The sequence below is a fragment of the Flavobacterium sp. genome, from assembly GCF_013823965.1.
Lineage (GTDB): Bacteria > Bacteroidota > Bacteroidia > Flavobacteriales > Flavobacteriaceae > Flavobacterium.
In genome coordinates this window covers 1-26,335 of record NZ_PNNA01000008.1, presented here as the reverse complement: position 1 = coordinate 26,335, position 26,335 = coordinate 1, and the positions used below count along the sequence as shown (strand labels likewise).

At 34.1% G+C, this 26,335-nt stretch carries 25 protein-coding genes and 1 tRNA gene; 15 read left to right on the top strand and 11 right to left on the bottom strand.

What is annotated here, in order from left to right; translation table 11 throughout:
* The 4 genes from C0430_RS00965 to C0430_RS00950 all read left to right on the top strand — a co-directional run.
* Positions 1–810, top strand: an 810-nt coding sequence (locus C0430_RS00965; protein ID WP_290864517.1) for a LytTR family DNA-binding domain-containing protein, incomplete at its 5' end; no start/stop codon positions are given.
* Between the two features lie 183 nt (positions 811–993).
* On the top strand, positions 994–1,272 hold the full coding sequence (locus tag C0430_RS00960; RefSeq protein ID WP_290864515.1) for a 3-oxoacyl-ACP reductase: 279 nt from the start codon (positions 994–996) through the stop codon (positions 1,270–1,272).
* 146 nt (positions 1,273–1,418) lie between these two features.
* On the top strand, positions 1,419–3,416 hold the full coding sequence (locus C0430_RS00955) for a tetratricopeptide repeat-containing sensor histidine kinase (protein ID WP_290864513.1): 1,998 nt from the start codon (positions 1,419–1,421) through the stop codon (positions 3,414–3,416).
* Between the two features lie 23 nt (positions 3,417–3,439).
* The gene (locus C0430_RS00950) at positions 3,440–4,132 is read left to right on the top strand and encodes a response regulator (protein WP_290864511.1); all 693 of its coding nucleotides are present in this window, start codon (positions 3,440–3,442) and stop codon (positions 4,130–4,132) included.
* A 65-nt stretch (positions 4,133–4,197) separates the two neighbouring features.
* Here the strand turns inward: C0430_RS00950 and thiL are convergent, their stop codons facing one another.
* A complete protein-coding gene (gene thiL, locus C0430_RS00945; RefSeq protein ID WP_290864509.1) occupies positions 4,198–5,247 on the bottom strand; it encodes a thiamine-phosphate kinase in 1,050 nt (349 codons plus the stop codon).
* Between the two features lie 121 nt (positions 5,248–5,368).
* On the opposite strand from thiL, the gene C0430_RS00940 reads away from it, so the two are divergent.
* Entirely contained in the window at positions 5,369–6,304 is a 936-nt protein-coding gene (locus C0430_RS00940) for a 1-phosphofructokinase family hexose kinase (protein WP_290864507.1), read from the top strand.
* Positions 6,305–6,380: 76 nt separating this feature from the next.
* Here the strand turns inward: C0430_RS00940 and lepA are convergent, their stop codons facing one another.
* Positions 6,381–8,177: a translation elongation factor 4 gene (lepA, locus tag C0430_RS00935; protein WP_290864505.1), complete on the bottom strand. Its 1,797-nt coding sequence runs from the start codon at positions 8,175–8,177 to the stop codon at positions 6,381–6,383.
* Between the two features lie 257 nt (positions 8,178–8,434).
* Here lepA and dusB point away from each other — a divergent pair, with 257 nt between their 5' ends.
* On the top strand, positions 8,435–9,427 hold the full coding sequence (gene dusB, locus C0430_RS00930; RefSeq protein ID WP_290864503.1) for a tRNA dihydrouridine synthase DusB: 993 nt from the start codon (positions 8,435–8,437) through the stop codon (positions 9,425–9,427).
* Positions 9,428–9,483: 56 nt separating this feature from the next.
* On the opposite strand, the gene C0430_RS00925 is transcribed toward dusB, so the two are convergent.
* Positions 9,484–10,683, bottom strand: a complete 1,200-nt coding sequence (locus tag C0430_RS00925; RefSeq protein ID WP_290864501.1) for an FtsX-like permease family protein — start codon at positions 10,681–10,683, stop codon at positions 9,484–9,486.
* A gap of 1 nt (position 10,684) precedes the next feature.
* Positions 10,685–11,077: a 30S ribosome-binding factor RbfA gene (gene rbfA / locus C0430_RS00920; protein WP_290864499.1), complete on the bottom strand. Its 393-nt coding sequence runs from the start codon at positions 11,075–11,077 to the stop codon at positions 10,685–10,687.
* A gap of 176 nt (positions 11,078–11,253) precedes the next feature.
* Here rbfA and mce point away from each other — a divergent pair, with 176 nt between their 5' ends.
* Positions 11,254–11,655 carry a methylmalonyl-CoA epimerase gene (gene mce, locus C0430_RS00915; protein ID WP_290864497.1) on the top strand — a complete coding sequence of 134 codons (402 nt, stop codon included), beginning with the start codon at positions 11,254–11,256 and terminating at the stop codon, positions 11,653–11,655.
* 149 nt (positions 11,656–11,804) lie between these two features.
* A tRNA-Ile gene (locus C0430_RS00910) sits at positions 11,805–11,878 on the top strand.
* Between the two features lie 284 nt (positions 11,879–12,162).
* On the opposite strand, the gene C0430_RS00905 is transcribed toward C0430_RS00910, so the two are convergent.
* The 5 genes from C0430_RS00905 to C0430_RS00885 all read right to left on the bottom strand — a co-directional run bounded on the left by C0430_RS00905 (position 12,163) and on the right by C0430_RS00885 (position 18,813).
* Complete coding sequence (locus C0430_RS00905) at positions 12,163–15,312, bottom strand: N-6 DNA methylase (RefSeq protein WP_290864495.1); 3,150 nt, start codon at positions 15,310–15,312, stop codon at positions 12,163–12,165.
* A gap of 46 nt (positions 15,313–15,358) precedes the next feature.
* Positions 15,359–16,219 carry a hypothetical protein gene (locus C0430_RS00900; protein ID WP_290864493.1) on the bottom strand — a complete coding sequence of 287 codons (861 nt, stop codon included), beginning with the start codon at positions 16,217–16,219 and terminating at the stop codon, positions 15,359–15,361.
* 312 nt (positions 16,220–16,531) lie between these two features.
* Entirely contained in the window at positions 16,532–16,828 is a 297-nt protein-coding gene (locus C0430_RS00895) for a helix-turn-helix domain-containing protein (RefSeq protein ID WP_290864490.1), read from the bottom strand.
* 84 nt (positions 16,829–16,912) lie between these two features.
* Positions 16,913–17,581 (bottom strand): hypothetical protein, encoded by a 669-nt coding sequence (locus tag C0430_RS00890; RefSeq protein ID WP_290864488.1) that lies wholly within the window; start codon positions 17,579–17,581, stop codon positions 16,913–16,915.
* Positions 17,581–18,813 (bottom strand): site-specific integrase, encoded by a 1,233-nt coding sequence (locus C0430_RS00885; protein ID WP_290864486.1) that lies wholly within the window; start codon positions 18,811–18,813, stop codon positions 17,581–17,583. The genes C0430_RS00890 and C0430_RS00885 overlap by 1 nt, the downstream gene beginning before the upstream one ends.
* Before the next feature lie 455 nt (positions 18,814–19,268).
* On the opposite strand from C0430_RS00885, the gene C0430_RS00880 reads away from it, so the two are divergent.
* Positions 19,269–19,433, top strand: coding sequence for a hypothetical protein (locus tag C0430_RS00880; protein WP_290864484.1), 165 nt, complete (start codon positions 19,269–19,271; stop codon positions 19,431–19,433).
* A gap of 34 nt (positions 19,434–19,467) precedes the next feature.
* Here C0430_RS00880 and C0430_RS00875 read toward each other — a convergent pair whose 3' ends face one another.
* Positions 19,468–20,055, bottom strand: a complete 588-nt coding sequence (locus tag C0430_RS00875) for a riboflavin synthase (RefSeq protein WP_290864481.1) — start codon at positions 20,053–20,055, stop codon at positions 19,468–19,470.
* A gap of 58 nt (positions 20,056–20,113) precedes the next feature.
* Between C0430_RS00875 and pdxA the strand changes: the two genes are divergently transcribed.
* From pdxA to accC, 6 genes are all read left to right on the top strand, one after another.
* The gene (gene pdxA, locus C0430_RS00870; protein ID WP_290864479.1) at positions 20,114–21,157 is read left to right on the top strand and encodes a 4-hydroxythreonine-4-phosphate dehydrogenase PdxA; all 1,044 of its coding nucleotides are present in this window, start codon (positions 20,114–20,116) and stop codon (positions 21,155–21,157) included.
* Between the two features lie 90 nt (positions 21,158–21,247).
* A complete protein-coding gene (locus C0430_RS00865; protein WP_290864477.1) occupies positions 21,248–21,799 on the top strand; it encodes a DUF177 domain-containing protein in 552 nt (183 codons plus the stop codon).
* 9 nt (positions 21,800–21,808) lie between these two features.
* Entirely contained in the window at positions 21,809–22,003 is a 195-nt protein-coding gene (gene rpmF, locus C0430_RS00860) for a 50S ribosomal protein L32 (protein WP_007137315.1), read from the top strand.
* 173 nt (positions 22,004–22,176) lie between these two features.
* Complete coding sequence (locus tag C0430_RS00855) at positions 22,177–23,172, top strand: beta-ketoacyl-ACP synthase III (protein WP_290864435.1); 996 nt, start codon at positions 22,177–22,179, stop codon at positions 23,170–23,172.
* A 26-nt stretch (positions 23,173–23,198) separates the two neighbouring features.
* Positions 23,199–23,666, top strand: a complete 468-nt coding sequence (gene accB, locus C0430_RS00850) for an acetyl-CoA carboxylase biotin carboxyl carrier protein (protein WP_290864433.1) — start codon at positions 23,199–23,201, stop codon at positions 23,664–23,666.
* A 120-nt stretch (positions 23,667–23,786) separates the two neighbouring features.
* A complete protein-coding gene (gene accC, locus C0430_RS00845; RefSeq protein ID WP_290864431.1) occupies positions 23,787–25,133 on the top strand; it encodes an acetyl-CoA carboxylase biotin carboxylase subunit in 1,347 nt (448 codons plus the stop codon).
* A gap of 76 nt (positions 25,134–25,209) precedes the next feature.
* On the opposite strand, the gene C0430_RS00840 is transcribed toward accC, so the two are convergent.
* The coding region (locus C0430_RS00840) for an alpha/beta fold hydrolase (protein WP_290864429.1) at positions 25,210–26,335 on the bottom strand (1,126 nt) is incomplete at its 5' end.

Sequence of the window (26,335 nt, the reverse complement as noted above, 5' to 3'; positions counted from 1 at the left end):
AATCAAGAAAGTGTTTTGAAGACTCAAGCTATTGCTGATGGTTTTTCGGAGCTGGTCTTCGTGGCTTCAGCCAATAATTATGTGGAGGGTTTAAATCTAATATTGGAACACACGCCAAAATTAATTTTTCTCGAAATTGACCCAGTCGATACAACAAGTAATTTGTCATTGGCACTTATCAATGAATTGTATCGGTATTTGAAAGTAATTCCTAAAATTATTATTACAACTTCAAAGAAAGATTTGGCTTTCGAAGCCATACAATATGAAGTGGCTGATTATGTGCTCAAGCCAGTGCAACGTATTGATTTGGTAAAATCACTTTTGAAATTAAAGAAATCACTTGGCGAAGACGAAGCTTTCTTGGTGCAAACACCTCTTTTGGATATGGCGCCAAAGCCTCCTGTTGAAGAGCAATTCCAAGAGTCATTACTGCAAGAAAGAATTCCAAGTATTGAGCAACCCCTTGTGTTGTGTATCAAATCCTATGGTGATTATCGGTATATTGACGCCAGGGATATTTGTTATTTCCAAGCCGACAATAATTCAACGGATATTCACCTCAATAACGGTGAAATGATAACGGCTTTCAAGACATTGAAGCATTTTGAAGGAATATTGCCTCATCCTTTTGTTAGAATCCACAACAGTTATATTGTAAATCGCAATTGTATTTCCAGAATCCATACTGGTAATGCGGTGTGTTATATTAAAAACACCACCGTAAAAATCCCGTTTTCCAAGTCTTACAAGGCAAATGTGGATGTCATAATCTCTGATTTTGCCAACGGCAATTACCTAGAAATTTAAAAAATAATCATCTACCCTAATTTGATGGTCATTCACTATCAAACAACTGCATTCTACCACAAACGCCCATTTTTACTACAAAAATCAAGATATGCTGTGTAGTTTTACACCGTGATTATGTGTTACCCACAAGTCATATAGTTAACGTAAAATCAAAATAACAATATAAAAAACCCCCATATTATGAAAAAAGCAATATTATCATTTGGACTATTATCATTGGTAATGATATTAACTTCATTCACTACACCAGAAACGACTAAAGCAACTGTAAATAACACTGCTGTTCAAGCTGCAGGTAATCAAAGTGTTGGTGGTAATGTAAAACTAGACGCTGCTGGTAACCAGAGTGTTGGTGGTAATGTGAAACTTGATGCTGCCGGAAACCAAAGCGTCGGAGGAAATGTGAAATTAGATGCCGCTGGTAATCAAAGTGTTGGCGGTAATGTAAAACTGGACTAATAATATAAAAGTTTTAGTTAAACTTAATTTATATATACTTAGGCTATCAATTTTTTGATAGCCTTTTTTTATGTCAATAGTTTTATTTTAGTATTTTTGGTGAAATTCATGAAGAACTATTGAAAAATTTTTGCTACATAATATTTTTGCTGCTGATTACATTCTTTGCTTGTACTAAGAAAAACGAAGCAATTCAAACTGACGCTACATCGGAAGACAGTCTTTCTACATATTTATCAAAAGCAAATGATTTTAACTCGCCTCAAAAAAAAAGGCAGGAATACATACAAAAAGCATTTGCTATCATTATCGATCAGCCAAACGATTCGATGAATCGAGTGAATTTGTTCCGGGTTGCTAATCGCTATTATAATATTAACAATTGGAAGGAATATAAAGAAACGGTGCAACTTGTTTTAGAAAAATCAAAAATAAGCAAGGACACTATAAACACTGCTAAAGCTTACACTTATTTAGGAGATTATTATGGGTCTCAAGGGATTTCAGATAGTGCTTTTATGTATTTTTTTAAAGGGGAGAAATTATACCTTAATCTTAAAGACAATTACAATGCGGCAAGAACTAGATTAAACATCGCTTTATTGCAATTTAACGAAAGTGATTTTTTGGGAAGTGAAATATCCGTTTTCAAAGCCTTGCGAGTTATCAAAGAAGAAAAAACAAACGATTTAGAATATGAATCGTATAACCTTTTAGGGTCTGTGTATAATGAGCTTAGCGAATATGATAAAGCTATTGATTACCATACAAAAGCACTAAATAGTATAAACGCAAATACAATGCCTGTGGAGTTTCAATCAAAGCCTACATCTTTGAATAATATGGGTTTTGTTTATCAAAACTTGAATCAGCATAAAAAGGCAATTCCTTATTTTCAAGAAGGTCTGAAACAAAAAAAGGAATTAATTTTGTACAAAATATCTTTATATGCAATGTTATTGGATAATTTGGGATATTCTCGTTACAAAATTAATGAGAACAAAGATTTACCAAAACTGTTTTACGAATCTCTAAGATTAAGAGATAGCTTGCAATTAACAACAGGTATTATTACTACAAAAATCCATTTGTCGGAATATTTTGCATCTAAAAAAGACACAGTAAAAGCAACTCAATACTCTAATGAAGCATTAGCTACTGCTCGCAATTCTAATAACGCTAGAAATGTTTTGTTGCCTCTCAAACAATTGGCGGTTATAGAGCCAAAGAAAGCTGCTATTTATAACAAAGAGTATATTCATATCAACGATAGTTTGCAAAAAGCAGATCGAAATATTGCCGATAAGTTCTCTCGTATAGAATATGAAACCGATGAAATTAAACAAGAGAATACCGATTTAACAACCCAAAACAGGAACTTGGTATATGTTTTTGGCTCTATTTTAATTCTAGGGATGTTTCTTTATATAATCAAAGCACAAAAGGCAAAAAACAGGGAATTGTTGTTCAAACAAGAGCAGCAAAAAGTGAATGAAGAAATCTATAATTTAATGATTTCGCAACAAAGCAACGTAGAGACCATCAGGATTAAAGAGAAAAAACGTGTTGCCCAAGAATTACATGACGGCGTCCTTGGAAGGATGTTTGGGGTAAGGATGAACTTGGACAGTTTGAATAAAATTCATGATGAAAGTGCTTCTCATCAAAGAGACAGTTACTTAACAGAATTGAAAAATATAGAACAAGATATTCGGGAAATTTCACACGACTTGAATAGGGAAAAATCAGAATTAATTAATAACTTCGTTGCCATTGTAGACAATTTATTCGAAGATCAAAAGAAAACTTTTAAATCAAAATTAGTCTCAAGCATTGATTCAAACATTAAATGGGAATCAATGAGTAATGCCAATAAAATTAATTTATATCGAATCATTCAGGAGTCACTTCAAAACATTAATAAATATGCCAATGCCAGCACAGTGACGGTAGAATTCAAAAAAGAATTTGATAATTTGTTTTTGCAAATAAGTGACGACGGAATAGGGTTTAATGTAAACAAAGCAAAAAAAGGAATTGGTTTGCAAAACATGCTTTCCAGAATCAATGAATGCAACGGAATATTTGAAATAAAATCAAGAAAAGGAGAAGGAACAATCATTACAGTTAGAGTTCCAATATAACGACAATAATAAAAATCAAACAAATGGCAATTGATTCAACATCCGAAACAATTAAAAACAACATCTTAATAGTTGACGATCATCCTTTTATCATACAAGGCTACAAAAATGCCATCACAAGATACAATCCAGATCAATTTGAATTTATTATAGAACAAGCCAATGACTGTAAATCGGCATATAACATTATCACCAATCCCGAAACGGCTTTATTTGACATTGCATTTTTAGATATAAGTATGCCGCCTTATGAAGAAAAAGGACTTCATTCCGGCGAAGATTTGGCAAAATTATTAATGGAATTTATGCCGAACTGCAAAGTTATTTTGCTTACGATGTACACGGAATTATTAAAAATAAAGAATATTATCGATACAATAAATCCGAGGGGATTAGTAATTAAAAATGATTTAACGTTTGATGAGTTGCTTTTTGGTTTTGACAAAGTATTAAAAAACGAAATATATTACAGTCAGTCTATTCAAAAAATGATAGATTTGGCCCAGTCAGAAATCATAGAAATTGACTTGTTCGACAAACAAATTCTGTTTCATATATCAAAGGGTACCAAGACAAAAGACATTACACAATACATTCCAATATCTTTAGAAGCCATTGAAAAGAGGAAATTAAACCTGAAAAAATTATTGAATATTGACGACGAAAGTGATATAGAATTAGTTAGAGAAGCCAAAAACAAAGGCTTGCTATTTTAAATTTTAAAATAAGATTATAAAAAAACGGCACTTCAATAAAGTGCCGTTTTTTTATTTGTTGAAATTTATTCTTCACTCAAAGCATCCCAGCCGCGAGCTTTTAGCTGGATTTTGGTATTGGCTCGAGTCACCAAATGAATTCCTTCGCTTTCCTGGGTCATATGTCCAATAATCGAAAAATTTGGATTTCCTTTTATCTTGTCAAAATCCTCCATTTTGATGGTGAACAATAATTCATAATCCTCGCCACCATTGATGGCCACGGTTGTGGCATCCAAATTGAATTCTTCGCAAACATTCATAAACTGTGGGTCAAGCGGCAATTTGTCTTCGTATAAATTGCAACCCACTTTCGATTGTTTGCAAATGTGCATAATCTCGGAAGACAATCCGTCTGAAATGTCAATCATTGCGGTTGGTTTTATTTCCAAGGCATGCAACAAAGTACGAACGTCTTTGCGAGCTTCCGGTTTTAATTGACGTTCTATTAAATACGTGTAAGCATCCAAATCAGGTTGCGAATTGGGGTTTACCTGGAAAACTTGTTTTTCTCTTTCCAAAACCTGCAATCCCATATAAGCAGCGCCAATATCACCGGTTACGACCAATAAATCCGTTTGACCGGCACCGTTTCTGTACACGATTTCATCTTCATTTGCTTCGCCAATAACGGTAATGCTGATAATCATTCCTTTTTGGGAAGAAGTGGTGTCGCCACCAATGACGTCCACCTTGTATTCATTGGCGGCAAGAGTGATTCCAGCAAATAATTCTTCCAAAGCTTCAAGCGGAAAACGATTGGAAACCGCTATCGAAACCAAGATTTGGGTCGCTTTGGCATTCATCGCACAAATATCCGAAACGTTGACCACGACTGCTTTGTAACCCAAATGTTTCAAAGGCATATAAGCCAAGTCGAAATGAACGCCTTCAATCAACAAATCGGTAGAAACTACCGTTTTTTTGTCCTTGAAATCCAAAACTGCCGCATCGTCGCCAATTCCTTTCAGCGTTGATTCTTGATTAATTTCAAAGTTTTTGGTCAAATGGTCTATCAATCCAAATTCGCCCAATTGGGCAATACTGGTTCGTTGTGGAGTTTTATCTTCGATCATCGTGATTTGTTTTTTAAAGAGGCAAAGGTACGAAGAACAGAAAGCTTTTGTGAAATAAAAAATGAGATTCGATTCTGTCATTTTATTTATTCCTAAATTTATGCCACTCAAAAATTAGAAAATGAAACCATTCGATATCGTTACGCTTACCGTCAATCCAGCTTTAGACAAAACTGCCCATTTTAAGGGATTGGTTCCGGAACAAAAAATTCGTTGCGAGGAACCCCGATATGATGCTGGCGGTGGCGGAATCAATGTTTCTAAAGCCATTGCCCGATTGGAAGGCGAATCGTTTTGTGTTTTTACTTCTGGCGGGGCAATCGGTTCAATGTTGGAAGAATTGATTGAAAAAGAATCCATTACTTTCAAAGCCGTCAAAACGACCAATTGGACTAGGGAAAGTTTCGTGGCGGTTGACGACAATACCAATTCCCAATATCGTTTTGGTTTTTCGGGTTCGCCAATTTCAGAAGATGAAAAAAAGGAGATTATTCAAACCATTCAGAAATTAAAACCCAAATTCTTGGTATTGAGCGGCAGTTTAAACGAAGGCTTGCCAACGGATTATTATAAAAACATTGCCAATTTAGCCAAAGAATCAGGTGCAAAAATAATCGTGGACACTTCGGGAGAAGCTTTGCAAAAAGTCTTGGATACAGGCGTTTATTTGATAAAACCGAATGTCGGGGAATTGGCCAAATTAATCGGTGTCGAAAGATTGGAAATGGACGAAGTGGTTGACGCAGCCCAAACATTAATTGCAAAAGGCAGTGCCGAAATCATTGTGGTTTCTCTTGGTCCACAAGGAGCAGTTCTCGTGACGGCAACCCAAACCGAGTTTGTGCCAGCTCCCAATGTGGCCAAAAAAAGTACCGTTGGAGCAGGAGACAGTATGGTGGGCGCAATGACTTGGGCATTATCCCAACAAAATAAAAGCCTGAAAGAAGTCGTGCAATGGGGCGTTGCCTGCGGTTCGGCGGCAACAATGAATGAAGGAACGCAATTGTTTAAATTGGAAGATGCAAAGCGATTGTTTGGGTGGTTGCAGAAAAAATGAGATTAAAAAAACCTGACAATTTTCATCATCAGGTTTTCTCTATTATCTATCCGTCTATTATCTATAAGTCTAAAATCTAATCATTCAACTTCAAAACAGCCATAAACGCTTCTTGTGGAATCTCAACATTTCCAACCAGTCTCATACGTTTTTTGCCTTTTTTCTGTTTTTCGAGCAATTTACGTTTACGGGAAATATCTCCACCATAACATTTGGCGGTAACGTCTTTACGCAAGGCTTTTATCGTTTCACGGGCAATGATTTTGGCTCCAATCGCCGCCTGAATCGGAATGTCAAATTGTTGTCTCGGAATCAACTCACGCAATTTCTCGCACATTTTTTTACCAATGTTGTAAGCATTACTTTCGTGAATTAAAGCCGATAGTGCATCCACGGATTGGGCATTTAATAAAACGTCCAATTTTACTAATTTGGAAGTACGCATCCCGATTGGAGAATAATCAAATGAAGCATATCCTTTGGAAACGGTTTTCAATCTATCATAAAAATCGAACACGATTTCGGCCAATGGCATATCGAAATTCAATTCCACTCTTTCAGTAGTCAAATAGGTTTGATTGGTGATAATTCCACGTTTTTCGATACATAAACTCATTACGTTGCCCACAAAATCCGACTTGGTAATGATAGTTGCTTTGATGTAAGGTTCCTCAACGCGATCTAATCTTGATGGTTCCGGTAAATCCGATGGATTGTTAACTATGAAACCAACTTCCGGTTCTTTTTTGGTGTAAGCCAAATACGAAACGTTGGGAACGGTAGTAATCACGGTCATATCGAATTCGCGTTCCAATCTTTCTTGGATGATTTCCATATGCAACATTCCCAAGAATCCGCAACGGAAACCAAAACCTAAAGCGGCAGAACTTTCGGCAGTAAACACCAACGAAGCATCGTTCAATTGCAGTTTTTCCATCGAAGCACGTAATTCCTCGAAATCTTCGGTGTCCACTGGATAAATCCCGGCAAAAACCATTGGTTTCACATCTTCGAAACCCGTAATCATATTCGTTGTTGGCGTTTTCGCATCCGTAAGTGTATCACCCACTTTTACTTCTTTCGCCTCTTTAATTCCTGAAATCAAATATCCTACATCGCCAGTCGAAATCACGTTTTTCGGAACTTGGTTTAATTTCAAAGTTCCTACTTCATCAGCAAAATATTCATTGCCCGTGGCCATAAATTTGATTTTTTGACCTTTTCTAATCTCACCATTTTTCACACGGAAAATAACCTCGATTCCACGAAATGGATTGTAATGGGAGTCAAAAATCAAAGCTTGTAATGGTTCGTCTTTGTTTCCTTTTGGCGCAGGAATCTTTTCGATAATGGCAGCCAAAATATTTTCGACACCAAAACCAGTTTTTCCCGAAGCGTGAATAATATCCTCCAGTTTACATCCCAATAAATCAATAATATCGTCGCTTACTTCTTCAGGATTCGCACTCGGCAAATCGACTTTATTCAAAACCGGAATAATTTCCAAGTCATTTTCCAAAGCCAAATACAAATTCGAAATCGTTTGTGCCTGAATACTTTGGGCAGCATCCACAATCAAAAGTGCTCCTTCACAAGCTGCAATCGATCGTGAAACTTCGTATGAAAAATCCACGTGGCCGGGAGTGTCAATCAAGTTCAGGATGTAATCCTCGCCCTTATATTTGTATTCCATCTGGATGGCGTGACTTTTTATGGTAATCCCACGTTCGCGCTCCAAGTCCATATTGTCAAGCAATTGCGCTTTTTCTTCACGGGCAGTTACCGTTTGGGTTGCCCCCAATAATCGGTCAGCCAATGTACTTTTACCATGGTCAATGTGTGCAATAATGCAAAAATTTCTTATGTGTTTCATTCTCTGTTTTTGTCAATTTATGTTCAACTGAGCGCAGTCGAAGTTTGGGCGTGACCACAAGGGTCGGGCTTTTCGTTACAATCTTTTTCTTTTTAAAGGAAAAAGAAAAAGGATTTCCTCTGCAATCCCTCACGCGCACGCAATTAATCTGCAAATATAGTTTAAATTCAACAGTTTCAAATAACTGTGCCCAAGTCTTTGTTCTTTTATCTTTTTTCTATTCTCTTAAATCAGCTATCTTTGCAAAAAAATTACCCTTGATAAAAATAGGCAACATAGAACTTCCTGATTTTCCGTTACTTCTCGCACCGATGGAAGACGTGAGCGATCCGCCATTTCGTAGATTGTGCAAACAGCACGGAGCCGATTTGATGTATTCCGAATTTATTTCCTCCGAAGGATTAATTCGCGACGCCATCAAAAGCCGAATGAAATTGGATATTTTCGATTACGAAAGACCTGTTGGCATCCAGATTTTTGGAGGTGATGAAGAAGCAATGGCGCTTTCTTCCAAAATTGTTTCCACGGTAAATCCGGATTTAATTGACATCAATTTTGGTTGTCCTGTAAAGAAAGTCGTTTGCAAAGGAGCCGGAGCCGGAGTATTGAAAGATGTCGATTTGATGATTCGCTTAACGCAAGCTGTTATCGACAGCACACATTTGCCAGTAACCGTAAAAACCCGTTTGGGTTGGGACGATACTTCCATCAACATTGATGAGGTTGCCGAACGCTTGCAGGATATTGGCGTAGCCGCTTTGAGCATCCACGCCAGAACCCGAGCCCAAATGTACAAAGGCCATTCCGATTGGTCGCACATTGCAAGAGTAAAAAATAATCCCAGAATCACGATGCCTATTTTCGGGAACGGCGACATCGATTCGCCCGAAAAAGCTTTGCATTACAAGAACGAATACGGCATCGATGGAATTATGATTGGTCGGGCCGCCATTGGTTATCCGTGGATTTTCAACGAAATCAAACATTACTTCAAAACGGGGGAACATTTGGCAAAACCCACCGTTGCCGATAGGGTCGAAGCAGTTCGAAACCACTTGACTTGGGCAATGGAATGGAAAGGCGAACGACTCGGTATTGTGGAAACTCGTCCGCATTATACCAATTATTTCAAAGGAATTCATTCTTTTAAAACCTTCAGGCAAAAATTGGTAACTCTCGACAAACCAGAAGAATTATTCGCCCATTTGAATGAGATCGAAGAAGCTTATTCGGGGTATGAGGTGATGTAGTTTAGATACGAATTTCACATCTTTAGTTCATGCAAATTAGTGGAATTCCTGTTTTTTTAATCCAATAACTTCTGGCTCACTCTGCTACTTGCAATCAGCGAAGCAATGAAACCAAGCGATACAATGGTTGCCAAGACAATCAATACGTTTTCTATGCTAAAAACCACTGGATAAGCTAGTGTTGGCGTAATCATTACTAGTTCATAATGTTGCTGCAATAGTATGATTATGATTCCTAAAGTTAAACCTATTATTCCTCCAAAAATACTTATTAATGTTCCTTGCAATAGAAATATTTTGCGTAAATCCTTGATTTCACTTCCTAAATTCAATAGCGTTCTCAGGTTTCCTTTTTTGTCCAATATCATCATGATCAGTGCGCCAATCAGGTTGAAAAGGGCAATAATAATCACCAAGGTAAATATGAGATAAACGGCAATGTTTTCGGTGTTCAGCATTTTGTACAAGGACTCGTTGAGTTGTGCCCTGTTTTTTACCGTGATTTTGTTGTTGAAAATGTTTTGCAGTTTGTTTACAATGGCATTTTCATCGGCATCTTTTTTTATTTTGACTTCAATTCCGGAAATTTGGTTGGGTTTGTATTTCAATAATTCCTGGGCCAAGCCTAAATCGGCGAAAACATATTTAGAATCCAGGTCTTCGCTGATGGCATAAATTCCCACGGGAATGACTACTTCTTTATTGAAAGCTTCTTCGGGATTTTCAATAGTGCCTTTTCCTGGTTTTGGCACCAGAACTTCCAGAGGATTGTTGAAATCAAGCAATCCCATCGAAAATTTATCGGCAATTCCATAGCCTACAACCACTTGGTAGGTGTCTTTTTTTAGCCATTGTCCATTGAAAAGTTTTTTCTGGATGGCATTTACTTTACTAAAATTTGGGTCAACACCCTTCAAGTAAGTAACTTCCTGTTTTTCGTTGAAAATAAACAAAACGCGTTCTTCTATTATTTTACTGTAGGACACAACACCGTCAATTTCCTTGATTTGTTTTTCTTGAAGGGGTGAAATGAAAAAAGATTTTCCTAAAGTACGGCTGATTTTTAAGTCAGGATCAATGTCATTGGAGAAGGAAAGCGTGAATACTTTCAAGCCGCTAAAAACGGATAGAAAAATGAACAAAGCCATTGCGCCAACGATTATTCCCATACTGGCAATGCGATTGATTATATTGATGGCATTGTTTTTACTGCTGCTGAAAATATAACGTTTGGCTATGTAAAGAGGGAAATTCAATTTAGGATAGTCTGCGTTTTTCTAAAAGATCACGGTTTTCAATAGGATTTTCTTTGTTGGACAACGCATTGTCAATTTTTTCAATATAATCTAATGAGTCGTCTATGAAGAATACCAAATTAGGCACTTTCCTTAATTGCAAGCGCACTCTTTGCGACAAATCGTGTTTGATTAATTTGGAATTTGTTTTGATTGCCACCAATGTTTCTTGGGCTTTTTCTTGTGGAAAGATGCTTAAATATACCGTTGCCACAGACAAGTCCGTAGTTACGCTAACTTTGGATACCGAAATTATCAAATTGGTAAGTCCATTTTTTCTCACCTCACCTTGTAGGATGTCAACCAAATCTTTTTGGATAACACCGCCTATTTTTTTCTGTCTATTTGTTTCCATTGTGCAAAAATACAATTTTTTTAGAGCCGCAAAGGCGCAAAGGTGCAAAGTTTAATCGTTTCAATTAATTAGATTTTATTTAAAGCTATGAAAACAGCAATTTTAAGCGCCTAATTTTAATTATATTTACATTAAAATTAAACATCATTTGGTCTACTTGGAAAAATAGTTAAACAATGAAAAAAATCGAACACATAGGAATCGCGGTCAATTGTATAGAAGATGCTGCGCTAGTTTATGAAAAACTTTTTGGGACACCGGCGTATAAAGAAGAGGAAGTTGCCAGCGAAGGAGTGAAAACTGCTTTTTTTATGAGCGGTCCAAACAAAATAGAACTTCTAGAAGCCACAAATCCCGAAAGCCCTATCGCAAAATTTATTGCAAAAAAAGGAGAAGGAATTCATCATATTGCTTTTGATGTCGAAGATATTGTATCGGAAATAGCTCGTTTAAAAAAAGAAGGTTTTGTCGTTTTAAATGAAACTCCAAAAAAAGGAGCCGATAATAAGTGGGTTGCTTTTTTACATCCAAAAAGCACCAATGGAGTTTTGATAGAATTGTGTCAAGAAATGCCATGATACAATTTTCAAAGAAGCTTTTTTTGATAGTATTCTAATTATCAGTTGTTTTTTATCTAAAACGTTTCAATATTATAATTCGTTAAAAAACTAGTTCAAAAATAGTTGCATCAAATTAAAAATAGTAGTAATATTGTAACCTCTTAGAAGGTCCTATAGCTCATTCGGTTAGAGCAACTGACTCATAATCAGTAGGTGCTTGGTTCGATTCCAAGTGGGACCACGATTTAAACTTAAAAAGCCTTGTAAACTAATCGTTTATGAGGCTTTTTTATTTTTAGGGGACGAATGAGGGGACGAATTAAGGTAGATTTTGTTGAAGTATTTTATATAATTCTAATAAAAATTCTCTATAACAGGTTTATTTAATATTTTGCCACTTTAACATTTTGCAATTTTTAAAACCATACAATCAAAAAAGAAACACAAATCTTAAAATTATATAAGATGTTTCGGAAAATACCTGAACCCGCAAAACCTTAAAACAGTTGTGAGCAGATGTTTTACTTATATTATCTTTTCAACTAACTCATTTAAATTCATCTGCTCTTTTTCAGAAAGTTTTCCTTTTTCGTGAGCTAAAACTGAAATTTTTGCTATTTCGATATGATTAAGATTATTTTTATCAAAATCAGGAATATTAATATGCTCTAAAATATGACTTGAATAAAACCAAGATATATAAGAAGTTACAAAATCATTTATTATTTTACTATTCAAAACACCACATAAATAGTTAGCTTCTAATTTATCACTAAAAGGAATCATCAAAAGATTATGGTCAGGAATGATTAATTTCCCGATTTCATTGCCTTGTTTTTTTGATGATATTACGCTTGAAATCATACCACTTGCTAAAGCTTTCCATACAACTTTATAAGGACTGAATGTATATTCGCCAATGTTATATAAACCATGTATTGGTATTTTAGCATTTTTTAAATGCTTCTGATATATACCTCTGTTTTTAATAAGTTCAATGATTTCATTATCAGTTTTATAAAAGAATTTGTAAGTATTTGAATAATTTATTTTTAAATTATCTGTTGAAATACACTTTCCATTAGATGTATATGGAATAATAGCTGAATATTTTGGTTCTGCTTTCCATCTACTTACTTCTTTGCCTCGAAGGATAGGAAATATTAATGAATCTTCAATTGGTGCTTCATATTGTTTTACACTTTTTTTTCCACCATCATTTACGTTTTTAAACAAAACAATTTCGTTCTTATTTGTTTTTGAGACATTTCCCCAATATAGCCCATTTAAACTAAAATCAACACCTTTTCTTGCTCGATAATTAGAATTACCAACCAGATTCTTAAGTTTTTTAATTTTATCTTTTTCGGAAATAAACCAAGATGAATTGGCTTTTTCATCTTTAATTGGTTCTGCAACAAAATTTTTAAAATTTAAAAGAGGTATAATTGCATTTAATGGTTGGTCAGATTGAATACTTCCTTTGGTATTTTTATACCATTTTGTGTAATCAACAGGATAGGAGGTTTTTTCTCCTTTTTTTAATATAATTGTTGCGGTTTTATTTGTGGCACCAATATCAGAAAAAGGATTTACTAAAGAAAAGTCATCAACTTTTAAAACTTTAACATAATCATCATCTTTTATTTGAAAACGTCTAAAACCGTCGCCACCACCAGATGATTGAATTAGGTTTTGTGGTAGAACAAAACCTAATTTACCATTATTTTTTAGGTATTTATCCATTACGACATACGTTAGAAGGACACATATGTCGTCGTGAGCTGAACCTAATCTTGCAGTTAAACCTTTATGTAAAAATATTTTGTAGTCATCCCAATATTTTTTTATAGAATTCCTGTATTCTTCAGGTAGACTCTGCCAATTTATCCAAGGCGGATTTCCAACAATATAATCGAATTTTTTAAAGAAAGCAGGAGCAAAAATATTTTTAATAATTTTTGCCCATATGCCGTTTAAGCCTCTTTTTTCTAAATCTAAAAGCATATCATAAAATTCAAATATAATTTCATTATCTGATTTTGATAAATCTAAACCTAAAGCATAATATTTTGTTTTGAAGTCACTTAGTTCTATTTCAATATCAATACAATCAATAATTAGATTCAAAAAGATATTTAATGAATTTGTTTTTATCAATGAAATAGGGATTTTAAAAACTCCAACTTTTGTTGGCAAAGAATAAAATTCCTTAGAGTCAACTTTAAATTCTAAAGGAGCTAATAACGAGTCACTTAAATAAACAGGAATATCAATACCATTTTCATCAATATTAATTAAGTATTCAGACAAAGCAATTATATAATTAGTTTTGGCTGAAATTACAGCTAATGGATTTAAATCAATTCCTATGACCGAATCTAAAATAATTTGTAGTTTGTTTTTTTTTGAAATGGAATCATCCCTCTTAATTTTATCAATTACTAAAGTTAAAAAAGTACCCGAACCACAAGTAGGGTCTAATATTCTGTTTTCTTTTGAGAAATCAATTTCTAATTTATTAATTACAAATTCTGCTAACCAATCAGGTGTATAATATTCTCCAAGTTTGTGTCTGAGTTCTTGTGGTAGTAGATAATGATAAATATTCTTTATTAAGTCTTTTGCTTCTTTGGGTTCTAAGTTTAAAGAGCTAAAGTCATAGTTTTTTAATTTTGATATCAAGTTTTGGGTTACTGATTTTATTTCATCATCCCACGATAATAAATACCAACTGAAAAAATCTCCTTCATTAAAGTTATTTATACCCTCGTATTTAAATACATTCCCATTTTCTAATGATTCAATACTTGGTTTCAAGTTGTTTAGATTTAAATTACCTAAAAAACTTTTTTCTCTATGTCTAAAATAAGTAAGAGTTTCAGCGCCTAATAATTTAATAAATAAAGCATAATAAGTATGAATGGCAAATATTATTTTTGAAAGATCTATTTCTTCATCATTGATATTGAATGTTTTAAGAAGTTTCTGAATCTCTATTTTTTTTGTGTCAAATTCGTATCCACAAACCTCACGAAATAAAATTTTCCATTGTTCATACAGAAGTATTACTTTCTTGTCATCCGTATTAATAAAATTAAGAAGAATTTTTTTTATGTCATTAATTACATCAGTTGACAAAATACTAAAGTCATTTACTAAATTATCAATGATTAAAGCTTTGCCATTTAATCCAAGAGAAAAAATTCTTTGTAAGAGTAATTTAAAGTTAGTTTCATTAACTTCAATTGGCTCTTCAATATCCCAAATGTTATTTCTTCTCCTGACAAAAATTATTTTATAACCATCGAAAATAATTGCTAAAAATCTATTACTATTTTTTTTTTGTTTTTTTTCAATTCCTGTTAAATGTCTTTGGACTTGTTCAATAGCTTTAGAATTTTTTACATTTGAATTTGAAAAAGCTAAAAGGTTTGGGGATTTATATTCTAAAATAATTTCTCCATAAAGTGAATCAATCCGCCCTTTATAGACACTATATTCGTGATTTTCTTGAGGTATTAAGATGTTGTTTTCAATGCAAATAAAATTTATCAAAGTGGAGAAAGCTACTCTAAGGTCTTCTTCGCTTGTTATTTTATCTCTTTTATTTATGAAATTGTTAAAGTATTTTCCGTTTAATTTGTTGAAAAGTAAATCAATATTGCTGGACATTTTTTATATTTTTACTGTAAAAGTACTTAAAATAATGTATTTTATTTTATACATTTTTTGTTGAAATATTTTCAGCTTTATTCTTTTCATCCAATCGCTTGTATAACTTCAAAGTTTGTCTATTTAAGTTTATCATTTTGACATTGAGGATTGGTCTGTTAAGAAAATCCTTAACCTCAAATTCTTTGAGTATGGCGTCTAATTTTTTGAACTCATCCACAAAGCTAGAATCTGTATAAAAATCCGTGTAAAGCTCCGAAACTTGTCTTGAGCAGTTCCAAACCTGACAATCAAATTTATCATTGTTCTTTGTTACGTATTTAGTAACATAGGAAGCTATTGACCTAATATTATTTGAATTTAGTTGTCTTACATCAAACGCCGAAGACGGTTTGTAATTTTCATCTCTTGGCACGATTCCGTTTTTCTGCTGTAAATCGAGCCAGTAATTCCACCACTTTTCAATTTTCCAATATTTGTTGGTTATCATATGAAAGTGGATATTCCCCTTAAAAGCATCATTTTTAGTTTGTCGTTCAGCTACCCAAATGTATTGGAAATTCTCACTTCGCTTTTTTGCGTTATCTATGAATTTTCGAAGTAAATCTACACCTTGTTTATCGGTTACTTTATTTAAAAATGTGAGAGTTACAAAGCTTAATCTTTTGTAGCATCTCGCAAAACAAATTAGTTTTTTTCTGATTTTTTGCTTTGACCGTCTGGACAGAAATCGAAGTTTTACTAGTTTATCAATAGCAGGTTTTTTTTCTTTCTTCTTCTTCTCTTTATCTTCTGGAGTTTGTTTTTTTCTTTGTAGTGCTGAACCTGTGAACTCTTCTTTGGGAATTACCCCGAACTCTCGAACCGAAAAAGCTACACTTGTACCGTATGTGTTTTTGACTATCATAATCTGAATCGTTGTACTTTAATTAAAACCATTAAAAGGTTATTTATTAAAAGTTATTATTGAAGGTTGTTATATTTAAAGGTTAAAAAAAAAGGGTTGTTTAGATGAATGGAGGTACAAAATTTCCCTTATGGAATCGTTTAAGATATTTGCCTGTTCTGCGTTCATAAACATTCATATAAGCCCAACTTGAATGCTCTTTGTTCAGGAACATTGAAAAGCCATTTAGCTTATGAACATAGTTCCACTTTTTTGGTTTCGGTTCGTTTTCAAAGAATACAATTACCGAGTAGTCATTTTTTTTAGTTTCCATTATCGTTGAGCTCTTTTATTGGGTGTAACAATAACTGATAGAGCGTTTTCTATATCTTCTTGTTTATAGAGAACTCTATTTCCAATGCGATAAGCACGAATGATTCCTTCTTTAGTAAAAAGATGAAGTGTAGGGAGTGAAATAGAAAGAATTCTTGCAGTTTCTTTTCTCGATTTTAAATCCGAATCTGTTTTTTTTGATGGATTTGAGAATTCTTTAATTGCTCTTTCAAATGCTTTGTTTATTGCATTTTCAAAGTCTGATAATTCAAATGTGTTGAATGTTAAATTTGCCATTATTTTACTGTATTTAAGTTTATAATGGCAAAGATGTGATGAAGTGGAGCGAGTAGTAGTTGCTGTAGTAACTACAATCTTATATTACAGTTTTTCTAAGTCTTTTTTAATAGCATTACTTACGTCAGTTATTCCTTGATTTTCAAATAGTTGATTTACTTTTTCAAGATTGTTTTTTGTTCTGACATCATTTTTCCCTGCAGTAACATATGAGAGGTATTGCCTTGTATTATCTTCGCTTAAATCTAGAATTTCTGATAAAATTTTTGCAATCTTAGTATTGTCGTATTTACTCGTATCTAATCCTAAATAATGTAATGCTAGTAATTTTTGTTTATGAGAAAGAACGCTCTTTTTTTGTGCTTTTTGTGGAACTAAAAGAAGTTCATTTAGCCATTTATAATATTCGGAAAATTCATAAGATTGAATAGTAGTTTCTTCTTTAATCATAAATATTTCGTCGGTATCTGAATGTAATCTTTTGTTTTTATAATTTCCGCCCAATATAAATTGATTAAAAGATTCACTAAATAAACTTCGCAATAAAACAGGAATTTCCAGCTCAAATATTTGGGTTGTTTTGTTTTTAAATGTAGATTCAACTGGCTTTCGAAACGAACCGTAATTTGGAATAGTATTCACATAATTGATTACTGCACTTATTTCATTATCGATAACAAATTTTTGTTTATTGGATTTTTCAAATACAGAATTGAACTTGTTTTGAAATTGAGAAAAAGAGTTTATTTTCATTAGTTAAAGAATGGATGTGTTAATAATTTGTCAGCATTTTCTTCTTGAGATATTCTTATGTACTGCATAAATGAACGTTCTGTTCTATGCCCTGTTATTTTCATTATAGAAATACTCGGTACATCTGCTAAAAAAAGATTTGTTGCAAAACTTCTTCTAGCGGTGTGAGTTGTAACTAATTTATATTTAGGTAAAACAGATTTTTCAACATTTCCACCTCTTGTTATTGTTGTTTCGGTTTGTTCCTTTATTTTAGCTAATTCAGCTACATCTTTTATATATTTATTCATTACTTGATTAGTATATGATTTTGGGAGTTTAAAATCATATTTTTGAATAATGGCTCTAACTGTTTTATGTATTGGAATAGTAACTCTTTCACTTGTTTTGAGAGTTCTAATTTGAAGTATGGATTTTTCCATATTTATGTTTTCTGATTTTATTTGTGTAAAATCTGAAAAACGCAAACCAGTAAAGCAACCTATTAAAAATAAATCCCTCACTTTATCTAATCGAGGTATTGAAGCCAAATTTAATTTTTCAATGCTTTCCAATTCTTTAATGGTTAAATATACGCTATCAGAATCTTCTCGAATAGTTTTAAATTTCTTTTTTCGGAACTCAATATTTTTATTTATTCCTCGTTCTGTAGCTTCATTTAAAAAAGTTTTAATTGTTTTAATATGTTTTCCGACAGTATTGGCAGACAAAGAATGCTCCTTATATAAAAATGAAGTGTAATTATTATAAAACTCTAAAGTTATGCTATCGAAATCTATTGGTTTAAATATAGAAGAATATTCAATTAAATATTTTTGAGTCGTTTTGTATGCTTTTATTGTGCCTTCTCTTTTAATTGTTGAACATTCATTAATATAGCTTTCAATAAAATGTAATAAAGTTTGTTTTTTTCTTTTTGGAATTTTTCCTTTTAATATTGCTTCTAATTCATTTTTTATATTTGCATTACTTAACTCAATTCCATCATTTAATAATTTTCGAAAAGCATTATTAATTGCATTTTGAATTAAATCTAAACGAGTGTTAAATTCAGGGTATTCTGGAAAAGATTTTGTTTCTTTGGCGCGTTGTGCTTTAGGATTCCAATTTTTTGGATTTATATGTTCCCCTGTGGAATACTTGAATCTACTATATTGGTAATTGTACAGCAGATAAATTAAAGTATCGCTTTTAGAGGTTGGTTCTTTTAAGATAAACTTTGCTTTTGACATAAAACAAAGTTATAAAAAAATACAATAGGGGACGAATCAGGGGACGAATTTTTTTTATTTCATTGTTTTTTATTTGATTTCATCTTATCACAAACCCAATGTTTTTGGCTCTTAAAGTCAATAAATACGGGAAAATAAGATAAAATTTGATAAAAATATATGGAGTACAAGTGGGACCACGTAAAACCCTGCAAATTCATTGAATTGCAGGGTTTTTTTATATTTAGTAAGAAATTAAACGGTTTGTCGATTAAAAAAGTGTTTATGTCGATTAAAAAATTGTTTCGTTATAAAATATAAATAACTTTGTGGACACTATTTCAAGGAATTATAAGTTATTGATTGCGTTAACCTATTTGTTTCTTTGTAAAAAAAAAGATCTATTTTTTAAATACAATATGAAGATTATTGCAAGCAAGCTTTTTTTTGTGATTATATGCCTTTTGGGTGTTACAATGGCTTTTGCAGTACCAAAACCGCCACCACCAGTTTACAGGAAACCCCCTTCGCCGCCAGGTTTACCCATTGACGAAAATATTTTTGTTTTGGTAATAGGGGCAATACTGTTGGGAATTTACATAATTTACAGACATCAATTAAAAACAAAAGCTCCAATTTAAAACTGGAGCTTTTGTTTTTATCTTCTAAATGCTTCTATTTATTGGCATACAATCTGGAAACATATTTGCCAATCACGTCAAACTCAAGGTTTACTTTTGTGCCCACTTTGAAGTTTTTAAAATTAGTGTGTTCAAAAGTATAAGGAATAATGGCGACGCTAAATTCGTTCTTTTTTGAATCTACCACAGTTAAACTTACCCCGTTTACGGTAATGGATCCTTTTTCGATGGTTATGTTTTGGAGTGATTCATCATATTCAAAAGTATAATACCAGCTTCCGTTGGTTTCTTTTGCGACAATGCAGTTTCCTATTTGGTCAACGTGTCCTTGAACAATATGTCCGTCCAATCGATCGCCTAATTTCATTGCCCTTTCAAGATTGACTATATCTCCAGTTAACCAATGCGAAATAGTTGTTTTTTTGATGGTTTCGTCAATGGCAGTTACCGTATACCTGTTTTTGTCAATGGCGACCACGGTCATGCAAATTCCGTTATGGGCAACGCTTTGGTCTATTTGAAGTTCATCGGTAATGGAGGACGCTATTGTAATATGGACATTGTCTTTGTCTTTTTTGATTTCTTGGATTGTGCCAAGGGTTTCTATGATTCCTGTAAACATTTCTTATTTTATTTTACTAAATTTGCACTTCAAAATTAGCAATAAATAACGTCATGTCATGGTAAAAAATGCAGAAAATATAATCGTCGGAATTTCAATAGGAGATTTAAACGGTATTGGAAGCGAAGTTATTCTAAAAACATTTGAAGATTCTCGAATGTTGGAATTGTGTACGCCAGTTATTTTTGCGAATGTAAAAATTCTTTCATTTGTAAAAAAGAGTTTCGAATCTACGTTGATGCTTCATGGAATTGACAGGCTGGATCAAGTGGTTTTGGGTAAAATCAATGTTTTAAATGTTTGGCAAGAAGGTGTGGAAATAAATTTCGGCGTCAACAACGAAAAGGTTGGGAAATATGCCATAAAATCATTTGTTGCTGCTACTAAAGCCTTGAAATCAGGGCTTATAGATGTATTGGTGACTGCTCCAATAAACAAATACAGCATTCAATCCGAAGATTTTAAATTCCCGGGACATACTGATTATTTAGACCAAGAGTTAGAAGGAAACGCCTTAATGTTGATGGTTCAAGACAATTTGAGAGTGGGATTGTTAACGGATCACGTTCCTTTAAATGAAGTGGCATCAAATCTCACGGAAGAATTGATTGTAAAAAAGATAGAAACCATAAAGCACTCTTTAGTACAAGATTTTAGCATCAACAAACCTAAAATTGCAGTCTTGAGCCTGAATCCACATTGTGGAGATGGTGGAGTCATTGGCAAAGAAGACGATGCGATTTTAAAACCTGCTTTGAAAAAAATATTTGAAAAAGGAACGTTGGTATTTGGGCCTTTTGCGGCCGATGGTTTTTTTGGAAGCAATCAATATGAAAAATATGACGCCGTTATTGCTACTTATCACGATCAGGGATTAATTCCATTCAAAACATTGTCATTTGGCAATGGAGTAAATTATACGGCAGGATTGAATAAAATAAGAACTTCGCCGGATCACGGCACTGCTTACGACATCGCCGGTAAAGGTGTGGCGGATTATAATTCATTCAAAGAGGCTGTTTATCTTGCGATTGACATCTATAATTCGAGAAACCAGTATGCAGAAATCAGCCAAAAACCCCTAAAAACCAAAGAAAAATAGATATAAACAAAAAAAGGTGAATAAGATTATTAGATTTCCAATAATTTTATATCTTTGCACTCCCGAAGTTTAGGGCAAATTGTTGTTGAAATGAACAAGACAAAAGAATATTTAATTCCTTTTATAGGATTAAAGCTAGGAAAACATCATTTTGAATATCAAATAAGTAATGCGTTCTTTGAAATCTTTGATTATCACGAATTTAATAATTCAAATATCAAAGTAAATGTAGTTTTAGAGAAAAAAAGCACCCTATTAGAGTTGGCTTTCAAGCATAAAGGAACTGTTAATGTCCCTTGCGACATGACAAACGAAGAGTTTGATTTGTCAATAAAAGGCAATATGAAATTAATTGTGCGTTTTGGAGAGGTTTTCAATAATGACAATGAAGAATTGCTCATTTTGCCGCACGGAGAGTTTCAAATAGATATTGCACAATATATATATGAAATGATCGTACTTTCCGTGCCTCTAAGACGAGTTCATCCAGGAGTAAAAGATGGAAGTTTAAATACCGAAGCCTTGACAAAACTGAAAGAATTGACAATTAAAGAACTTAAAAAAGAGCATAAAAAAGAACAAAAAGAAGAAAATATTGACCCGCGTTGGGACAAATTAAAGCAACTATTAACGGATAAATAATATAGTAAAATGGCGCATCCTAAGAGAAAAATCTCCAAAACAAGAAGAGACAAAAGAAGAACACATTATAAAGCTACTGTAGCGCAAATCGCTACTTGCCCAATCACCGGGGAAGCACATTTATACCACAGAGCCTACTGGCACGAAGGAAAAATGTATTACAGAGGGCAAGTTGTTATAGATAAATCTGTAGCTGTTGCTTAATATGTTTTTGTAAATTACATTCAAACTCTCACATTGTGAGAGTTTTTTTGTTGTTTATAATTTTCATTAAATAAGAATTATTAAAAAGACAAGGATTAGAATTTTTTTTGTAATTTTCGAGTCCTTTAGCAATTTTTCAAATGCAGGCATTTGGTAAAAAATAAAAGAGTACAATGAATAAAATCACAGCCGCAATTACAGCTGTTGGAGCTTATGTTCCAGACTACGTGCTAACGAACAAAATTCTCGAAACCTTGGTTGACACAAATGACGAGTGGATAACCGCTCGTACGGGAATAAAAGAAAGAAGAATTCTTAAAGACGACACCAAAGGAACCTCTTTTTTGGCCATAAAAGCCGCTCAGGATTTAATAAAAAAAGCAAATATTGACCCGCTGGAAATAGATTTGTTGCTTATGGCAACAGCTACTGCAGATATGCCTGTAGCATCTACCGGAGCTTATGTCGCAACAGAAATTGGAGCAACAAATGCCTTTGCTTACGATTTGCAATCCGCTTGTTCCAGTTTTTTGTTTGGAATGTCAACAGCAGCAGCATACATAGAATCAGGTCGATACAAAAAAGTATTGTTAATTGGAGCAGATAAAATGTCTTCAATTGTAGATTACACGGATCGATCTACTTGCATCATTTTTGGTGATGGTGCCGGAGCAGTTTTATTTGAACCAAATTACGAAGGATTAGGTTTGCAAGATGAGTATTTAAGAACCGATGGTGACGGAAGGGATTTTTTAAAAATGACTGCAGGAGGTTCGCTTTTGCCAGCCTCAGAAAAAACAGTTGTCGATAATCTGCACAACATCATCCAAGACGGGAAATCAGTTTTTAAATATGCTGTGACCTATATGGCAGATGCTTGTGAAATGATCATGAAAAGGAATAAATTGACCCATGATAACATTGCTTGGTTAGTTCCTCATCAAGCCAATAAACGAATCATCGACGCAACCGCCAGTAGAATGGATTTAGAAGATTCAAAAGTATTAATGAACATAGAAAGATACGGAAATACAACTTCTGCAACTTTGCCATTAGTTCTCAGTGATTTCGAACATTTATTTAAAAAAGGAGATACAATTATATTTGCCGCTTTTGGAGGAGGATTCTCTTGGGGATCTATTTACTTGAAATGGGCCTACAACAAATAATAAATTAAAACTAAAAAATAATAATTATGGATTTAAAAGAAATTCAAAATCTAATCAAATTTGTGGCAAATTCAGGAGTTGCCGAAGTTAAATTAGAGATGGATGATGTTAAAATCACCATTAGAACAACTTTAGAAGGAAACGTGACCGAAGCTACTTATGTTCAAGTGCCAGCCCAACCGGTTCTTCCGCAAGTTGCAGTTCCACAACAAATTGCTCCAGTAGCAGCAGCTCCAGTAGCAGAAAACTCTAATTACATCACTATTAAATCTCCAATTATTGGAACTTTCTATAGAAAACCGTCTCCAGACAAACCAATGTTTGTTGAAGTAGGCAGCACAATTGCCAAAGGAGATGTACTTTGTGTTATCGAAGCAATGAAATTATTCAACGAAATAGAATCAGAAGTTTCCGGTAAAATTGTCAAAATTTTAGTTGACGACATGTCGCCTGTAGAATATGACCAACCATTATTTTTAGTAGATCCGTCATAAATTTAAGATTTTAGATTACAGATTTTAGATTGCAGATTTTTACCTTAATCAACATTTAGATTTAAATCAATTGCATTCTTGACTTCTAACTTCTAACTTCTAACTTCTAATTTTTAAAAGATGTTTAAAAAAATACTAATAGCCAATAGAGGAGAAATTGCGCTTCGCATAATTAGAACCTGCAAGGAAATGGGTATCAAAACTGTGGCTGTTTATTCTACTGCCGATGCTGAAAGTTTGCACGTGAAGTTTGCAGATGAAGCAGTTTGTATTGGCCCACCTCCAAGCAACTTGTCCTATTTGAAAATGTCAAATATCATTGCTGCTGCCGAAATTACGAATGCAGACGCCATACATCCTGGATATGGATTTCTTTCCGAAAACTCAAAGTTTTCAAAAATATGTCAAGAACACGGTATTAAATTCATAGGAGCCACTCCAGAAATGATCGACAGAATGGGAGACAAAGCTTCGGCCAAGGCAACCATGAAAGCAGCAGGAGTACCATGTGTTCCAGGTTCTGATGGATTGTTGGAATCATTCGAACAAACCCAAAAATTAGCCAAAGAAATGGGCTATCCAGTTATGCTGAAAGCAACAGCTGGTGGTGGTGGAAAAGGAATGCGTGCCGTTTGGAAAGAGGAAGACTTACTAAAAGCTTGGGAAAGTGCCCGCCAAGAATCAGCGGCAGCCTTTGGAAATGACGGAATGTACTTAGAGAAACTTATCGAAGAGCCACGTCATATTGAAATTCAAGTAGTTGGTGATGCATACGGAAAAGCTTGTCATCTTTCTGAAAGAGATTGCTCCGTACAACGTCGTCATCAAAAACTGACCGAAGAAACTCCTTCACCATTCATGACCGACGAATTGCGTGAAAAAATGGGACTGGCAGCCGTAAAAGCGGCAGAATTTATTAAATATGAAGGTGCTGGAACAGTGGAATTTTTGGTTGACAAACACCGTAATTTCTACTTTATGGAAATGAATACCCGTATTCAAGTAGAACACCCAATTACGGAACAAGTGATTGATTATGATTTGATTCGTGAGCAAATTGCAGTAGCTGCGGGAGTTGCAATTTCGGGCAAAAACTATTTGCCACAATTGCATGCCATCGAGTGTCGTATCAATGCCGAAGATCCGTACAATGATTTTAGACCTTCACCGGGAAAAATCACTACGCTTCATATGCCTGGAGGTCACGGAGTGCGATTGGATACCCACGTTTACTCGGGTTATTCCATTCCGCCAAATTATGATTCGATGATTGCCAAATTAATCACGACAGCGCAAACCCGTGAAGAAGCCATCAGCAAAATGAGGAGAGCTTTGGATGAATTCGTGATTGAAGGAATCAAAACAACCATTCCTTTCCACAGACAGTTGATGGATGATCCGCGTTACATCGCAGGAGATTATACCACAGCTTTTATGGATACTTTCAAAATGAATGATCCAGAATAAAAACTAGATTTTATTTATATAAAAAAATCCCGTCAAAAGTAATTTTGACGGGATTTTTTGGTTTTATACAATTTTACTACAAAGTTTCTTTCAGCCATTTGAAAAATTCTCTTTGCCAAACCATTGCGTTTTGAGGTTTCAAAACCCAGTGGTTTTCTTCTGGAAAATAGAGAAGTCTACTTTTTAAGCCTAACATTTGCGCTGCTTGAAACGCTTCTTGCGATTGTCCAATTGGAACCCTAAAATCAATTCCTCCTTGAATGATTAATATGGGCGCATTCCATTTCCCTACAAAGCTGGCGGGATTAAATGTTGTATATGTTTTTTGGGCAATTGCATTGTCTTTTTCCCAATAAGCACCGCCAAAATCCCAGTAGTTGAAGAAAACTTCTTCGGTGGTTCCAAACATGCTTTGCGTATTGAAAACACCATCATGGGCAATGAAAGTCTTGAATCGGTTGTTGTGAATTCCCGCTAAATAAAATGCAGAATAACCACCGTAACTTGCTCCAACGCAACCTAAACGAGTTTTGTCCACATATTTTTCCTTGGCCACATCATCAATTGCTGAAAGGTAATCGTCCATTACTTGTCCGCCCCAATCTTTACTGATTTGCTCGTTCCATTCTACACCGTGACCTGGCATTCCACGACGATTAGGTGCGACAACCACATAACCTTGAGCTGCCATCAAGGATAAATTCCAACGGAAAGAATAAAATTGTGTCAAAGGAGATTGAGGTCCGCCTTGGCAATACAAAAGCGTTGGATATTTTTTTGAAGCATCAAAATTGGGAGGAAGCACTACCCAAACCAACATTTTTTTGCCGTCGGTTGTGGTGACGTATCGTCTTTCGGTTTTGCTTAATGACAATTTTGAATAAGCTTCATCATTTATTTTTGTCAGTTGAAGCCAAGTTTTTTTCTTTAGATTATAAGAATAAATTTCGGCTGCGTGGTTCATGTCTGTTCTAGTAACAATTATAGAATCGCCAGAAAGACTCACCAAACCCGCAACGTCAAAATCCCCTTTTGTCAGTTGAATCACTTGTGGTAATTTCTTGGTCAAACCTGGAAAATCTACTTCAAATAGCTGGATTGTTCCGTCAATTGGTGCTTGAAAATATACTTTTTTGCCGTCGGCACTCCAAAGAAAGCTTTCGACTGTTCCGTCCCAATTAGCCGTTAGATTGATGTTCATT